This window comes from Microbacterium sp. SWDP-B6 (assembly GCF_059803615.1).
Genome location: NZ_JAPFGV010000007.1, coordinates 118,788 through 133,636 on the forward strand (window position 1 = coordinate 118,788; position 14,849 = coordinate 133,636).

Sequence of the window (14,849 nt, forward strand, 5' to 3'; positions counted from 1 at the left end):
GTTGCAATGGGGACGCAAGACTGATGAGATCGAGGGGGTACGTTCGAATCATGAGCCATGATCCCGAACTACGCACGGCCGTTGCGCCGGCTGGCTCCCTGGTGCTAGCGCGCCGCCAACACTACTCGGAGTTCTACGGTCTGGCTCCGCTTCCCGAAAGCTACGGCGTCGTCCTCGGCAACTGCCAGGCCGAATCGCTGCGCATGGTGATGGACGCTCCCGAGCACCGCTTCGTGCGCGTACCCGCCGTGCACGAGATGACCGCCGACGACGCCACGCGCCTGCACGAGATCGTCCGCACCGCCGACACCGTCGTGAGTCAGCCCATCCGTGACGACTATCGCGATCTGCCTTTGGGCACGCGCCAGATCGCCGCGGCGACGGATGCCCGCGTGCTGACCGTGCCCCCGGTGCGCTTCGCGGGCCTGCATCCGTTCCAAGCCGCGATCCGCGTGCCCGGCGTCGAGGGAGACCCGCCGATCGTGGCGTATCACGACATCCGCTCGCTCGCTGCCGCCGCCGGCATCCCGGTCGTCGCCGCGCTCGCACCCGACGAGGTGCGTGCCGTGGGGGAGTCGTCGATCGACACGCTGCGCGTCCGCGAGCAGAGCACCGACGTGCGGGTCTCCGACCTGTTCGACTCGGTCACGGCCGATCACGCGCGCACCGTCAACCACCCGGGCGATGCGGTGTGGATGCCGTTGGGGGCTCGCCTGCTCGAAGCCCTCGGCCACACCGGCGGTCCGACCGATCCCGGGCGTCCGCTGCTGAATTCGGTGCGGGCGCCGCTGCACCCGGAGGTCGTCGAGGCGTGGGAGCTGACCGACGAGCCGCGCGCGCACTGGATCGTCGACGGCGCACCGATCGATGACGCCGAGGTGCGGGCCGCTCACCTCGAGTGGTACGCCGCCCACCCCGAGTTCGTCGATGCCGCCCTGACTCGCCTCGCCCCTCTGCTCGACGTGTGGCGGGCGCGATGAGCGCCGCTCCGTTGCTGCTCGTGCACGCCGGAACCCACGGCGTCGCCATGTACGGGCGTGAGATGGCCTCCGCCGTACGGGCCCAGGAGCCGTCGATCCGCACGATCGACGCGGCCGATCTGGATGCGACGCCCGCGGATGCCGCGCTGCACGTGCACTTCACGGATCGACTGTGGGGTGATTCTCCCGAGCAGGCGTCGCAGGCGTTCACCGCTCTCGCCGCGCGGCGGCCGGTCAGCGTCACCCTGCACGACGTGCCGCAGGCGTCGGACGGCGAGCGCAATCTGCCCCGTCGGCGGGAGGCGTACGCAGCCGTGGCCGCGGCGGCGCGAGGGGTGGCCGTCAACAGCGAGCACGAGCGTGCGCTGCTCCGTGAAGAGGGGGTCTGGTCGGGACCGGCGGCGAGCATTCCGCTGCCGGTGGACCTCGAGACCGACGCGGGGCGGATGCCGACGGACGGGTCGGTCGGTGTGCTCGGCTACTTCTATCCCGGCAAGGGACATGACGAGGCAGCTCGCGCGGCCGCGCAGGCGGGCATCGGCAGGATGACGGTTCTCGGCCGTGCCTCGGAGGGGCACGCCGCCGAACTGGAGGACTTCGTACGCCGAGCGGGTGACCTCGGGGTCGAGGTCGAGGTGACAGGCTGGCTCGACGACGCGGAGATCGCGCGGCGGGGCCGCGCTGTGTCGGTGCCGGTGATCGCGCATCGTCACGTGTCGGCATCCGGCTCCCTGGCGTCGTGGATCGGCTGGGGTCGCCGACCGGTCGCGGTGCGCAACCGCTACATGGACGAGATGGCGACACTGCGCCCCGGGACTCTGCACACGGTCGACGAACCCGAGGTCGCGGTGGCGGTGCGGCGCGCCTTCGAACACCCGGAGTCGACCTGGCACGGCCTGACGAGGCTGCCGATGTCGTGGCCGGAGGCGGCTGAGGCGTACGTGCGCTGGTGGAGAGGGCTGGCCCGGTGACGCGGCGGCCCTGGGTCGTCGGCAACAGGTGGGACACGCTCGACGGCGTCGACCCCGAGACCCTGCCGAGAGTGTCGGTGATCGTGGCCCACTATGAGCAGCCGGCCGAGCTCGCCCGCACGCTGTCCGCCCTGTCGGTGCAGGACTATCCGCACGAGCTTCTCGAGATCGTCGTCGCCGACGACGGCTCCGCCGGCGATGTCCGCGTGCCGGACGGGGTGATCCTCGTGCGCCAGGACGACCGGGGCTTCCGGCTCGCGGCCGCACGCAATCTCGGCGTGCGCGCGAGCAGTGGCGACGTGCTCTGCTTCCTCGATGCCGACACCGCCCCCGAACCCGGGTACGTGCGAGAGCTCACCCGGCTTCCGGCGCTGCTTCCCGAGGCCGTCACCGTCGGACGCCGTCGGCACGCGGACTTCTCGGGCATCGCCCCGGAGACCCCCGTGCTCGAGGCGGTGGTCGACCGTGAGCTCCCCGAGCCGACGTGGCTCGCGCAGGAGTACGCCCGAAGCCGCGATCTGCTCGACGCCGATGACCGGTCATACCGGTTCGTCATCGGCGCGGTGATCGCCTGCTCACGCCGCCTGTTCGACGAGACCGGCGGATTCGACGAGTCCTTCTCGGCCTATGGGGGCGAGGACTGGGAGTGGGCGCATCGGATGTGGCAGGCGGGTGCCGTGCTGGCCCACGTGCCCACGGCCGTGGCGTGGCACGACGGACCCGAATGGGCCGAGCGCAGCGGTTCGGGGCTCGAGCGCGCGAACGCCCAGACCATGACGCTCGTCTCATCGATTCCGGTCGGCGGTTCCGCCCCGCGAGGTCTGCTGTCCGACGTGCCCGACCTCGTCGTCAGGCTGCGCGGGACCCACACCCCGGAGGCGCTGTTCATCGCCGTGGACTCGATCCTCGCCGCGTTCCCGCTGGCGCGAGTGGTGGTCGATGCGACGATGACCGCCTTCGCGGGCGACCCGCGCATCACGGTCGACGATGGCCCGCTCGACGCCCGGGTGATCTGGGAACTCGATCGACCGGTCGTGGTCCTCGAGCGGGACTGGATCACCGAGCGCATCGCGGGTCTCGGCACGGGCGATGTCGGCGGGGTCGATCTCGTCGATGCCGAGGGCTCGTCGCTGGGCGTGCTGCGCTCGCGGCGGGCGATGCGGCGCGCCGTGCGGTGGGGCACGTCAGACGCCTTCGAATCGCACCGTGCCGTCGCGGACGGCATCCACCTCCTGCGCTCAGACCCGAGGGTGGAGGCCTGGGTCGGAGGATGGGGTTCACGCGATCAGTTCTGCTGAGCGTACAGTTCTCCTATGGGGAAACTGGAGTACAACAGCTCGCGACCGGCGATCGAGATCGAAGAAGTGACCTTGGCGCACGTGAAGATCGTGATCGGCACGAAGCTTCGTCGCAACGAGAGCTTCATGATGACCTGGCTGCCGAAGCCGGAGGCGTCATCGGGCCGCCTGACGATCTGGGTGCACCCTGCCATCCCGCTGGTGTTCGAGTTCGATCTTCCGACCGTGCACGCGATCGACCCCGCGCGGGTCGCTCACATGATGGATCAGCTGAACTCGCGGGGCGAACTGGTGCTCGACCAGCTCTGAGCCCGACGGCCCCGTCGCCCGCGGTCAGAGCAGGTCGTAGTGGCCGCCGTAGGGGAAGTCGACGTCTCCCGTGTCGCGGGCGTCGAAGAGCACGGTCGCCACAGCGATCGAGACCTGTGAGCGGGGCGTGACCAGAAGGCTCACCTGACGATTGCCGACGACGACGAAATCGACGAACCTGCCGGCCGTCGCGATCGCGCCTTCGATGCGACGCTTGAGCTCGCCGAGGTCCTGATCCTGAGCGAGCAGATAGGTCACCCCATCGGCCCGGACCTCCGTCTGGATCATCGTCTTCTGATCTGCCATGGAGTCCACATTACGAGGAAAAGCCTGCCCCGTTCGCAAGTCGCTATCAGTCGCACTGCCCCGGGGCAAGGGGCGGACGGAACGGCCCGGACTGCTCTAGAACGGAACCATGCAGACGATCATCTACGGCGGCGACGCCTATCTCACGGGGGACGACATCGCAGATGCGCTGCTGGCATACGGGCGCGCACTGGGCGAAGAGGAGCGTGCCGAGCTCGTGGAGATCCCGGTGCAAGAGCCGGACGGCGCGGTCGTCACCGCGAAGTTCCTGATCGGGCCTGCCAGCCAGATCGTGGCCAAGGAAGTGCCCGGCCGAGGGCCCGAACTCGAAGATCCCGCGCTGGTCGACCGCCTGCGCACGCTCACGCGTGGCGTCGAGTCTCCCACGGCATCGCCGGTGGAGATGCCGGACGGCGTCGCCTACGACCTCGGCTAGAGACGCGGCTGACCCGGCTCACGCGGTGCGCCCATCGGTCACTCGTGCTCGGGGAGTATCGGGCTGGACCACCCGGGATCACGACCCATCTGCGCGGCGCGCGAGACCGACGTCGCGCCGAACCGATCGCGCAGGGTGTCGAGAACCGTGTCGAGGCGTTCTTCGTCTCCCCAGTCGATCGGCAGCTCGGGCTGCATGCGGTCTGCGTGATCGAGGTGCGACAGCGACAACCCGATCAGCGTGATGCCACGTTCAGCGATCTCGGGATGCGCGGCGGCGAGCAGTGCGCGAGCGACCGTGAGCAGGATCGCGGTGCGATCGGTGGCGGATCCGAGCGTGCGCGATCGGGTCGCCTTCGCGAAGTCGCCGAAACGGAGGCGCAGCACCACCGACCGGCAGACCCGGTCTCCGTCGCGCAGCCGTCGCGCGAGGCGGTCGACGATCTGCGTCAGGATCAGATCGAGCTCCTCGGCCGAGCGCGAGCCCGTGCCGAGGGCGCGCTGCGAGCCGATCGATGCGCGGCGGCGGGTCGTGTCGACCGGACGCGGATCCCGCAGGCGGGCGAGGGCGTGCAGGTGCGCGCCGACCGCTGTGCCCAGCATCCGCTCGGCAGTGGCTGCCTCGAGTTCGGCCAGCTGGCCGACCGTGCGGATGCCGTAGCGCTGCAGCTTCTCGGCGGTGACGGCGCCCACGCCCCACAGCCGCTCGACCGGCAGAGGGAGCAGGAACTCCTCTTCGCGTTCGGGTTCGACCACGAGCAACCCGTCGGGCTTGCTGACGGCGCTCGCGACCTTGGCGAGGAACTTCGTGCGGGCGACGCCCACCGAGATGGCCAGCCCGACCTCGGTGCGCACCCGCTCGCGCAGACGCACGGCGACGTCTTCGGGGGTGCCGACGATGCGCCTGAGGCCCCCGACCTCGAGAAAGGCCTCATCGATCGAGAGTCCCTCGACGAGCGGCGTCGTGTCGCGGAAGATCGCGAACACGTCTTTGCTGGCTGCGGAGTACGCCTCCATGCGCGGGGGGACGACCACGGCATCCGGGCACAGCTGCAGCGCCTGTCGTCCGCCCATCGCCGTGCGCACTCCGCGCGCCTTGGCCTCATAGCTCGCAGCGAGCACGACGCCGCCGCCGACGATGACCGGTCGGCCGCGCAGCTCGGGGGCATCGCGTTGCTCGACCGAGGCGTAGAACGCGTCGAGGTCGGCGTGCAGCACGGTGGCTTCGCCCCGCATCCTGTTCTCCCGTCGACGTGCAGATCGTCGCACGCACCGGGGACATCGGCTCAGGCGGCGACGAGGCGAGACGAGAAGGCGCCGATGCGCTGCACGAGCGCATCGAAGGTGGCGTCGAAGGCGGCCGGCGTGCCGATGCGGGCAGGGTCGCGGATCGACCAGTGCAGGTCGTCGCGCTGACCGAGACGCTCGTGGGCGTCGTCGCACACCGTGATCACGAGGTCGCCCTCGGCGAGCACGTCGTCGAGGTGGCGGGGTGGATGGTCGCCGTCGATGACGAGCCCGTGCCGAGCGGCCGCCGCGGTGGCCTCGGGATTCACCATCTCGGCAGGTCGGGTTCCTGCCGAGGCGACGGCCACCGGACTCGTATCGCGCCAGATCGCCTCGGCGAGTTGCGACCGCGCGGAGTTCGCGGTGCAGACGAACAGCACACGGCGAGGCGGGGCGACGCTGGGGGGCGCGAGAGTGGTGAAGACCTCGGGGCGCAGTCCGATGTAGCTGCGCCGTCTGTCTAACTCCGAGCGCGTGCGCGCGATGATCTGGGCCGACTCGAGCACTCCCAGGTGGTGCGCGATGAGGTTCGATCGCAGGTCGAGAGCCGTCCCGATCTCGGAGGACGACAGATCTCCGAGCGTGAGCAGGTCGACGATGCGCAGGCGCGTCTGATCGGCGAGTGCGGCGAAGATGCCGGCGCGGCGTTCGAGATCGATCATCATTCCCATCCCTACCACGAGACGCAGGGTGTGTCCATGCCCATTGACTCAATCTGCACTGACCCTATTCTGGGCGTCGCGAGTCCGCGAACGCGGCCTCGGAGAGGAATGGACATATGGGTATCGGAAGCGGCATCGCGCTCTTCGTCATCGGAGCGATCCTCGTCTTCGCACTCAACATCGACACCGGCGGCTATGTCGATCTCGACCTGATCGGCTACATCCTCATGGGTGCAGGAGTCGTCGTCTTCCTGATCAGCCTCATTCTCGTGATGCGCAGTCGGCGCACCGAGACCGTCGACCGCACGGCCGTCGACCCCGCGACCGGCGAGCGTGTGACCCGCCGCAGCATCCGCGACAACGAGCCCCTCGCCTGATCTCGGCATGACCGTGGCGCAGCGCGGCACCGGCGCGATCGTCGTCGGTGCCGCAGCGACCCTCGCGTTCGTCGTGCTGCGCGCCGTGGTGGCCCTCGGCGGTCACGAGCCGCTCGCGGTCGACATCTGGTGGCACGACCTCATGGTCGCGCTGAGCAGCGACGCCTGGCTCGTCGTCGCCTGGGTGCCCGCCGTCGTCGGCGGCACGATCGGCATGATCGTGGTCGGAGCGCTGCTGATCGCGGCTCTCCTCTGGCGCGGACGGCGGTGGGATGCGGCGACGCTGGCGATCGCGATGGTCACCGTGGTCGCCATCGGGGCGACCATGGCCGCGGTGATCGGTCGCACGCGCCCGGTCGACTCGCTCGCAGAGAGCGTCGCGACCTCCTTCCCGTCCGGGCACACCGCCGTCGCCACGACCGTGGTGGTGATCCTCGGACTCGTGCTCCGACGCCGGTGGGTCTGCGTCGTCGGTGTCGCGTGGATCGCGCTCATGATGTGGAGCCGCACCTACCTCCACGCCCACTGGCTCAGCGATGTGGTCGCCGGAATGCTCGAGGGCGTCGCCGTCGCCACGTTCGTCTGGGCCTGCGTGGAAGCGACGCGCGCGCGCCGCCTCGCGCGGTCCCGCAGCACGTCAGACATCTCCGAAGAACCGATCGAAAGCCCCGTGAACCCATGAACACTCGCGACTCGGCCGCCTCCACCGCGAGGGCCGCTCAGGACTCCACCGCCTTCCGCGTCCTCGCCCGCGTCGGGTACGTCGTGCTCGGCATCCTGCACATCCTCATCGGCGGGATCGCGATCTCGATCGCCACCGGCGGCGGCGGCGAGAACGCGGATCAGGGCGGTGCCCTGCAGCAGATCCAGGAGTCGCCTGCCGGCGTGTTCCTGCTCTGGCTGATCGTGCTCGGTCTGTTCGCACTGGCGATCTGGCAGATCGCCGAGGCCGTCATCGAGCGCGATCCCGATACGAAGAAGATGTGGGCGCACCGGGCGAAGTTCGTGGGCACAGCCGTCGCCTACCTGGCGATCGGCGCGACGGCTCTGATCTATGCGCTCGGCGGGCAGTCGCAGTCGTCCGAGTCTTCGCAGTCGTTCAGTGCGAGGCTGCTGGCGGCGCCGGCCGGTGTCGTGCTGCTCGTGCTGGTCGGGCTCGGGGTGGCAGCGGTCGGGATCGCCTTCATCGTGCGCGGCATCACCCGCGCGTTCATGGAGCATCTCTCCGTGCCGTCGGCGAAGGCCCGTTCGGGAATCACCGCGTTTGGAGTGGCCGGCTACGTCGCCAAGGGCATCGCGGTCGGCGTCGCCGGCGTGCTCTTCGTCATCGCGGCGCTCACCCACGACCCCGAGACCGCAGGCGGCCTGGACTCGGCGCTGCGTGCTCTGGCCGGGTTGCCCTTCGGCGCTGTGATCCTGTGGGTGGTCGGCGCAGGTCTCGCCCTCTACGGCCTGTTCTGCTTCGCCCGGGCGCGCTACGCCCGCATGTGAGCCGGGCCGATCCGGCTCCGGAGCGCCTATCGAACCGCGACGGGCGGCGCAACCCCGAACCACGGATTCGCGAGCTCGGCGAGGATGGAGCGATGAAGATCGTCTCGTATGCAGGCCAGCAGCTGGTGACCACCGATGACGTGGCAGATTCCCTCGTGACCCTCGCCGCAGCAGTCGCGAAGGAGGGGGAAGCCGACGCGGTCGAGATCCCCATCCTCGTCGGCGGGCGCGAGGACTGCGCCGATCTCGTCATCGGCGTCGGCAACGACCTGCTGGTCGGACCGCACGAGTTCGACGACGACGAGCCGGACTTCACCGAGCACGCGGCGAGGCTGCAGGCGCACCGCCTCTATCCAGACTCCCCGGACGTCGATGACGACTCCGAGCCCGACTGGCACGTGGACGTGGATCTCGACCTCGACAACTCCAGCTCTCTCCCGCACTGAACCCGACTGCTCCCGCGCCCGCGGGAGGACGCGGTGTGCGCCCTCCCGCGTCATCCATGAGGTTCAGTCAGTGGTGAGCAGCACCTTCGTGGCGCGACGCTCGTCCATCGCCTTGTATCCCTCGGCGGCCCGCTCGATCGGCAGCGTGAGGTCGAAAACGATGCCCGGATCGATCTGATCGGTCATGATGAGGTCGATCAGCTCGGGGAGGAACCGGCGCACCGGTGCCGGTCCGCCCAGAAGGCTGACGGTCGAGAAGAAGAGGTCGAGTCCGTCGAGCTCGACGCCATGGCTCACGCCGACGTAGCCGACGTGTCCGCCCGGGCGTGTGGCGTGGATCGCCTGCATCATCGACTCCTGCGTGCCGACGGCTTCGATCGTCGAGTGCGCGCCGTACCCGCCGGTGAGCTCCTTGATCTTCGCGACGCCGTCGTCGCCGCGCTCCTCGACGATGTCGGTGGCCCCGAACTTCGTCGCGAGCGCCTGACGGTCGGCATGACGTGACATGGCGATGATGCGCTCGGCTCCGAGCTGCCTGGCGGCGAGGATGGCGAGCAGGCCGACGGCTCCGTCGCCGACCACCGCGACGGTCTTGCCTGGCCCCGCCTCGGCGGCGACAGCGGCGAACCAGCCAGTGCCGAGAACGTCGGATGCCGCCAGCAGGCTGCGGGTCTGCGCGGGTGTCGGGTCGCCCTCGATCACGACGAGGGTGCCGTCGGCGAGGGGGATGCGGGCGTAGTCGGACTGCGTGCCGACCCCGCCCATCATGACCTGGTGGATGCAGCGCGACTGGAAGCCGGCCTGGCAGATCTCGCACGTGTTGTCCGAGGCGACGAACGACCCCACGACGAAGTCGCCGACTTCGATGTCGCGGACCTCGTCGCCGATCTCCTCGACCACGCCGATGTACTCGTGCCCCATCGGCGTGGGGTGATCCACCGGCTCGATGCCGCGGTAGGGCCAGAGGTCCGAGCCGCAGATGCAGGCAGCGGTGACGCGGATGACCGCATCCGTCGGCTCGACGACGGCGGCGCGGGGGATCTCCTCGACGCGGACGTCTCCGGGGGCGTGCATGACGACGGCGCGCATGGTGCGTGTGCTGACGGTGTCTGTGTTCATGGTGTTCTCCTTCAGTGAGTGAGGGCGGTGGATGAGATCGTGGGCGGGGAGTGTCGTGCCGCTCGCCCCTGTGCGGTGCCGATCAGCACCAGGGCGACGGCCGCGAGCGCGGTCGTGGTGACGGTGACCACGCCGAGCGGCAGGATGCTCGAGGCGCCGGCGACGCCGACGAGCGGGGCGGCGATGCCCCCGAAGCCGAACCGCACCATTCCGAGAAGCGACGAGGCGGTGCCGGCGATCTGCGGGTATCCGATCAGAGCGAGGGTCGTGGCCGGGGGAGACGAGATGGAGACGCCCGCGGCGAGGGCGAACAGCGACGCGAGCACGACCCACAGCGGCATCGGCACGAGTCCGGCGGCGAGCAGGCCGATGGCGCCGGCGGTCGCGACCACGACACCCGTGGCAAGGACGGCGTGCACGTGACCTCGTTCGGAGAAGCGGCCGGCCAGGTGACCGAAGACCATGAATCCTGCCGAGTTCGCGCCGAACGCGAGGGCGTATCCGAGGGGCGACAGGCCGTAGATGTCCTGCAGCACGAACGTTGCGCCGGAGAGGTAGGCGAAGAGCGCGGCGTACATCAGCCCCTGGTTCAGGACGGCGCCGACGAAGACGCGGTCTCGGAGGAGCGTCCGATAGTCGCTCAGGGTGCGGGTCAGGCCGCCCGTCGTCCGTGCCTCGATCGGCAGCGTCTCCCTGAACCGTGCGAGCGCGGCGATCAGGATGGCGGTGCCGATGACCGCGAGGAAGACGAAGAGTCCCCGCCAGTCGATGATCGTGTTGAGGAGGCCCCCGAGCAGCGGGCCGACGACCGCCGCGAAGCCGCCGACGACGGTGAGCCGCGCGTAGAAGCGGATCAGCTCTCGGCCGGAGAACACGTCACGGCCGGCCGCCTGTGCGATCACGATGCCGACGCCGCCGGCGAGTCCTTGGACGAATCGTGCGGCGATCAGCAGCTCGACGGTCGGACTGATGGCGCACAGCGTCGACGTGACGATGTACGCCACGATGCCGATGAGCAGGATGCCGCGGCGTCCGTACCGATCCGACACCGGCCCGGCGATGAGCTGACCGGCCGCGAGACCGATGAGGCAGGCGGTCACGGTGAGCTGCGCGACGGATGTGGCGGCGTCCAGCTCCGCCGTGAGAGCCGGAAGGGCGGGCAGATAGAGGTCCATCGAGATCGGTCCGAACACGGTCAGCAGAAGCAGCAGGGCAGGAAGCACCCGGTCGGCGGAGGGGCGGGCTGCGGATGTCATGCCGTCCACTCTGCGCCTGTCGGGTGCTCTGAGGGAGTCCCTGTCGAGGGGTGTACTGCGAGAGCCTCCCTGCGGAGCGCGGTCGGGGGTAGCGTCCTGAGCATGGACAACAGATCCGAGGTCCGCGAGTTCCTGATGACCCGCCGCGCGCGTGTCGCGCCCGAGTCGGTCGGCATCCCGGCCGGCGGGAACCGACGTGTCGCCGGCCTGCGGCGCAGTGAGGCCGCAGCGCTCGCCGGAGTCAGCGTCGAGTACTACGCGAAGCTCGAGCGCGGCGCGATCGCCGGCGCCTCCGCCGCGGTGCTCGACGCGCTCGCGTCAGCCCTCCAGCTGGACGACGCCGAGCGCGCGCATCTGCTCGACCTCGCCCGCGCGGCCGACGGCATCCCGTCGAGCGGTCGCTCGCGTCGCCGGTCGGCGAAGCCCGGGGTTGCACGACCCAGCCTGCAGTGGGCGCTGTCGTCGATCACCGACGCGATCGCGTTCGTCCGGGACCCCCGCCAGAACCTGGTCGCCACGAACGATCTCGCCCGCGCGTTCTACTCGCCGGTGATCGGCGACGGCGGGCGGACGCCCAATCTCGCTCGCTTCCAGTTCCTCGACCCGGCGGCGCGCGACTTCTATCCGGATTGGGATCTCTTCGCTGAGATGTGCGTCGCGATCATGCGCGCCGAGGCGGGGCGCGATCCACACGACAAGGGGCTGCAGGATCTCGTCGGCGAGCTGTCGACCCGCAGCGAGACGTTCCGGCGACTGTGGGCCGCCCACGATGTGCGCATCCACGGCGCCGGCACGAAGCGGTTCCGGCATCCGCTCGTGGGCGAGCTGACATTGGCGTACGAAGAGCTCGCGATCACCGCCGAACCCGGCAACGTGCTGCTGGTCTACACGGCTGAACCGGGCTCGCCATCCGCTGAGCGCCTCGGTCTGCTCGCCTCGTGGTCGATGAAGCAGCGCAGCGCCGAGCCCGCGAACGACACGAGCCGAGGCTGACGCTCCGCCCCACTCAGAGATGGTTGCTCCCGGTCTACAGTTGCACTTTCGCAACCAATAGGCGTATAGTTGACTCTTATCAACTTTCTACACAGGAGCTCTCCACTGTGACCAACATCACTCCCACCTCTTCAGCCGAGGCGACGCGTTCGCCTCGCGAGGTCTTCACCGCGATCTCCGGCCTCGTCGTCGGAATGTTCGTCGCCGTGCTCTCGGGCACCGTGGTGTCGACCTCGATGCCCGTCATCATCGCCGACCTCGGCGGCACCCAGTCGCAGTACACCTGGGTCATCACGGCCAGCCTGCTGGCGACCGCCGTCTCGACGCCCATCTGGGGCAAGCTCGCCGACCTCGTCGATCGCAAGATCCTCGTGCAGCTGTCTCTCATCATCTTCACCGTCGGCACCGTGATCGCCGGCTTCTCGACTGACACGAACATGCTCATCGCCGTGCGCGTGATCCAGGGCATCGGCGTGGGTGGTCTGATGTCGCTCGTGATGATCGCGGTCGCCCTCATCATCTCGCCGCGCGAGCGTGGCAAGTACATGGGCGTGGTCGGCGGCATCATGGCGCTCGGCACCATCGGCGGCCCGCTGCTCGGCGGACTCCTCACCGACGTGTGGGGCTGGCGCTCCAACTTCTTCGTCGGCGTGCCCTTCGCGATCCTCGCCCTCGTGCTGCTGCAGTTCACGCTGCACCTGCCCAAGCCGCAGCGCGACCGCAAGGTCTCGATCGACTACTTCGGCATCGTCCTGCTCGCCGTCGGCGTCTCGACCCTGCTCATCTGGGTCTCGATGGGCGGCAGCGAGTTCGATTGGGACTCGTCGACCAGCATCATGCTCGCCGTCATCGCCGCCGTCGCGATCGCCGGCTTCATCACCGTCGAGTTCTTCGTCAAGGAACCGATCGTGCCGATGTCGCTGTTCCGCAACCGCACCTTCACGCTGTCGGTCATCGCCTCCATCGCCATCGGCGTCTCGATGTTCGCGACCTCGGTGTTCCTCGCCCAGTACTTCCAGCTCGCGCGCGGCGCCACACCGACCGAGTCGGGCCTCATGACGATCCCGATGATCATCGGCCAGATGGGTGCGTCGATCATCATCGGCCAGCTCGTCAGCCGGTTCGGCAAGTGGAAGGGCTGGATGCTCACGGGCTCCATCCTCACCACGGTCGGCGTCAGCCTGATGTCGACGCTGCGCTACGACACCCCGTTCCCGCTGGTCGCCGTCTACATGTTCGTGCTCGGCGCGGGCCTCGGCATGGTCATGCAGAACCTCACCCTCATCGTGCAGAACGACACGGCTCCGCAGCAGCTGGGCGCCGCCTCGTCGAACGTCAACTTCTTCCGCACGATCGCCGGCACCATCGGCGTGACGGTGATGGGCGCGACCCTCTCGACGAGCGTCGCGAACTACATCACCGATGCGCTCGACGGCTTCACGCCGACGACGCCGGAAGAGGTCGACGCCCTGAAGCACCTCGCTTCGGGTGACGTGCCGAAGGTCACGCAGCTTCCTGACACGATCCGCACGATCGTCGAGGGAGCCTACGGCCACGGCATCGCCGACGCGTTCATCATCGCCATCCCGCTGGCGCTGATCGCCATCATCGCGATCGCGTTCATCAAGAACAAGCCGCTCTCGACGAAGAACGCCGCCGAGCAGCTGCGCGAGCAGGCCGAGGAATCGGTTCTCGAGGTCTCGGAGGCAGAGGTCGGCGCCACGATGTCGACCGGGACGATCCGACTCTCGGGCGTCGACTCCGCCTCACCGACCACCGGCTCTGTGACGGTGCTCGAACGAGACGACCAGGAGCCGAGGCGCTGACATGGCCACCCCCGTGGCGGTCGAGCCCGCCGACGTCGACACCGCGCTCGGCGACCTGCAGACGCATCTGAACCTGATCTTCGCGAGGACCAGGACGCTCTGGAAGGAGTCGGCTGCGCGCATCGACCCCGAGCTGCAGGTGGGCGGCTACAAGCTGCTGACCTTCATCGAACGGGCCGAATCGGCGAATGCGCACGAGCTGGCCGAGCGCTTCGAGATGGACAAGTCGGTCATCAGCCGCCAGGTGCGCATGCTCGAGGAGCTGGGGCTGATCGAGTCCCGGCCGGACGAGCGGGACGGCCGGCTGCGGGTTCTGACGCCGACACCGGCCGCCTGCACCGTGCTCGCAGAACTGCGCAGAGATCACGCGTCGCGTCTGCGGACGATCGTGGCCGAGCTCACGCAGGACGAGATCCAGGCAGCATCCAAGGTCTTCCGTCTGCTGGCCGAGGTCTGACCGCCCCGAGCATCCACCTCGATCGAAGCCCCGCCGTCTCTGAGACGGCGGGGCTTCGCCGTAAGCTGGCGACCATGAGTGCCTCGCCCGACGAACCCGCCCGAGAGGGCGCGCCCGCCGCAGACTCCGCAGGTGCCGAGCCCCTCGATCCGGCCGCCCTCGGTCCGGCCGAGCTCGACCAGGCGATCTCGAGGGTCGAGCACGAGCTGGGACGGCTGTTCGCCCGCATCCGGGTGAGCTGGCGCGAAGCGGCGCAGACCGTGCACCCCGACCTGCAGCCCCTCGGATATCAGGTGCTGACCTCGATCGCGACCGGCAAGGCGACCTCGGCCGGGGCGATCATCGAGCGTCTGCAGACCGACAAGTCGGCCGTCAGCCGTCACGTGCGGCAGCTCGAGCAGCTCGGGCTGGTCGAGAGCGTCCCCGACCCTGACGATCGCCGGGCGCGGGTGCTCGTCGCGACCGAGCTGGCGCAGGAGCGGGTCGCTCTGGCCCGCTCGCGCTACGAGGAGCGCCTCGGCGAGCGGCTGCGCCGCTGGTCGGCCGAAGACCTCGATCACTTCGCCGAACTGCTCGCCGCGTTCGGCGACTGACCGAGGTCGGCGGCGTTCTCGTCGCGCAAGGGCTGGACTCGGC

The 14,849-nt window shown here is 69.4% G+C and carries 18 protein-coding genes; 13 read left to right on the plus strand and 5 right to left on the minus strand.

The genetic code is table 11. The features are described 5' to 3' along the window. Positions 1-50: 50 nt before the first annotated feature. From OPU70_RS11140 to OPU70_RS11155, 4 genes are read left to right on the plus strand one after another with little or no spacing between them, the layout of a single operon-like run. Positions 51-980, plus strand: coding sequence for a WcbI family polysaccharide biosynthesis putative acetyltransferase (locus tag OPU70_RS11140; protein WP_498557789.1), 930 nt, complete (start codon positions 51-53; stop codon positions 978-980). After that, the gene (locus OPU70_RS11145) at positions 977-1,951 is read left to right on the plus strand and encodes a hypothetical protein (RefSeq protein ID WP_498557790.1); all 975 of its coding nucleotides are present in this window, start codon (positions 977-979) and stop codon (positions 1,949-1,951) included. Before OPU70_RS11140 ends, OPU70_RS11145 begins: the two co-directional genes overlap by 4 nt. Further along, on the plus strand, positions 1,948-3,249 hold the full coding sequence (locus tag OPU70_RS11150; protein WP_052492926.1) for a glycosyltransferase family 2 protein: 1,302 nt from the start codon (positions 1,948-1,950) through the stop codon (positions 3,247-3,249). The genes OPU70_RS11145 and OPU70_RS11150 overlap by 4 nt, the downstream gene beginning before the upstream one ends. A gap of 15 nt (positions 3,250-3,264) precedes the next feature. Then, on the plus strand, positions 3,265-3,558 hold the full coding sequence (locus OPU70_RS11155) for a DUF7882 family protein (RefSeq protein ID WP_042540001.1): 294 nt from the start codon (positions 3,265-3,267) through the stop codon (positions 3,556-3,558). A gap of 24 nt (positions 3,559-3,582) precedes the next feature. Here the strand turns inward: OPU70_RS11155 and OPU70_RS11160 are convergent, their stop codons facing one another. After that, positions 3,583-3,864, minus strand: a complete 282-nt coding sequence (locus tag OPU70_RS11160; protein ID WP_498557791.1) for a hypothetical protein — start codon at positions 3,862-3,864, stop codon at positions 3,583-3,585. A gap of 109 nt (positions 3,865-3,973) precedes the next feature. On the opposite strand from OPU70_RS11160, the gene OPU70_RS11165 reads away from it, so the two are divergent. Then, entirely contained in the window at positions 3,974-4,300 is a 327-nt protein-coding gene (locus OPU70_RS11165) for a hypothetical protein (protein ID WP_042540005.1), read from the plus strand. A 38-nt stretch (positions 4,301-4,338) separates the two neighbouring features. Here OPU70_RS11165 and dinB read toward each other — a convergent pair whose 3' ends face one another. Together dinB and OPU70_RS11175 are read right to left on the minus strand one after the other, a co-directional pair. Further along, positions 4,339-5,535: a DNA polymerase IV gene (gene dinB, locus OPU70_RS11170; RefSeq protein ID WP_498557792.1), complete on the minus strand. Its 1,197-nt coding sequence runs from the start codon at positions 5,533-5,535 to the stop codon at positions 4,339-4,341. A 50-nt stretch (positions 5,536-5,585) separates the two neighbouring features. Further along, on the minus strand, positions 5,586-6,251 hold the full coding sequence (locus OPU70_RS11175) for an arsenate reductase/protein-tyrosine-phosphatase family protein (RefSeq protein ID WP_311878042.1): 666 nt from the start codon (positions 6,249-6,251) through the stop codon (positions 5,586-5,588). A gap of 113 nt (positions 6,252-6,364) precedes the next feature. Between OPU70_RS11175 and OPU70_RS11180 the strand changes: the two genes are divergently transcribed. The 4 genes from OPU70_RS11180 (at position 6,365) to OPU70_RS11195 (ending at position 8,562) form a co-directional block, all read left to right on the plus strand. Further along, positions 6,365-6,625: a DUF6458 family protein gene (locus OPU70_RS11180; protein WP_042540012.1), complete on the plus strand. Its 261-nt coding sequence runs from the start codon at positions 6,365-6,367 to the stop codon at positions 6,623-6,625. Between the two features lie 7 nt (positions 6,626-6,632). Then, a complete protein-coding gene (locus tag OPU70_RS11185) occupies positions 6,633-7,307 on the plus strand; it encodes a phosphatase PAP2 family protein (RefSeq protein ID WP_311878043.1) in 675 nt (224 codons plus the stop codon). Then, complete coding sequence (locus OPU70_RS11190; protein ID WP_042540016.1) at positions 7,304-8,116, plus strand: DUF1206 domain-containing protein; 813 nt, start codon at positions 7,304-7,306, stop codon at positions 8,114-8,116. Before OPU70_RS11185 ends, OPU70_RS11190 begins: the two co-directional genes overlap by 4 nt. Before the next feature lie 92 nt (positions 8,117-8,208). Then, positions 8,209-8,562 (plus strand): hypothetical protein, encoded by a 354-nt coding sequence (locus OPU70_RS11195; protein WP_042540017.1) that lies wholly within the window; start codon positions 8,209-8,211, stop codon positions 8,560-8,562. A gap of 63 nt (positions 8,563-8,625) precedes the next feature. Here OPU70_RS11195 and OPU70_RS11200 read toward each other — a convergent pair whose 3' ends face one another. Together OPU70_RS11200 and OPU70_RS11205 are read right to left on the minus strand one after the other, a co-directional pair. Further along, a complete protein-coding gene (locus OPU70_RS11200) occupies positions 8,626-9,651 on the minus strand; it encodes a zinc-dependent alcohol dehydrogenase family protein (RefSeq protein ID WP_498557831.1) in 1,026 nt (341 codons plus the stop codon). A gap of 41 nt (positions 9,652-9,692) precedes the next feature. Further along, positions 9,693-10,937, minus strand: a complete 1,245-nt coding sequence (locus tag OPU70_RS11205) for a multidrug effflux MFS transporter (RefSeq protein WP_079113486.1) — start codon at positions 10,935-10,937, stop codon at positions 9,693-9,695. Positions 10,938-11,039: 102 nt separating this feature from the next. Here OPU70_RS11205 and OPU70_RS11210 point away from each other — a divergent pair, with 102 nt between their 5' ends. The 4 genes from OPU70_RS11210 to OPU70_RS11225 all read left to right on the plus strand — a co-directional run bounded on the left by OPU70_RS11210 (position 11,040) and on the right by OPU70_RS11225 (position 14,806). Next, entirely contained in the window at positions 11,040-11,930 is an 891-nt protein-coding gene (locus tag OPU70_RS11210) for a helix-turn-helix transcriptional regulator (protein ID WP_079113485.1), read from the plus strand. Positions 11,931-12,037: 107 nt separating this feature from the next. Then, positions 12,038-13,756 (plus strand): MDR family MFS transporter, encoded by a 1,719-nt coding sequence (locus OPU70_RS11215; protein ID WP_498557793.1) that lies wholly within the window; start codon positions 12,038-12,040, stop codon positions 13,754-13,756. Between the two features lies 1 nt (position 13,757). Next, complete coding sequence (locus tag OPU70_RS11220) at positions 13,758-14,213, plus strand: MarR family winged helix-turn-helix transcriptional regulator (RefSeq protein ID WP_042540021.1); 456 nt, start codon at positions 13,758-13,760, stop codon at positions 14,211-14,213. A 74-nt stretch (positions 14,214-14,287) separates the two neighbouring features. After that, complete coding sequence (locus OPU70_RS11225; protein ID WP_498557794.1) at positions 14,288-14,806, plus strand: MarR family winged helix-turn-helix transcriptional regulator; 519 nt, start codon at positions 14,288-14,290, stop codon at positions 14,804-14,806. Positions 14,807-14,849 lie beyond the last annotated feature (43 nt).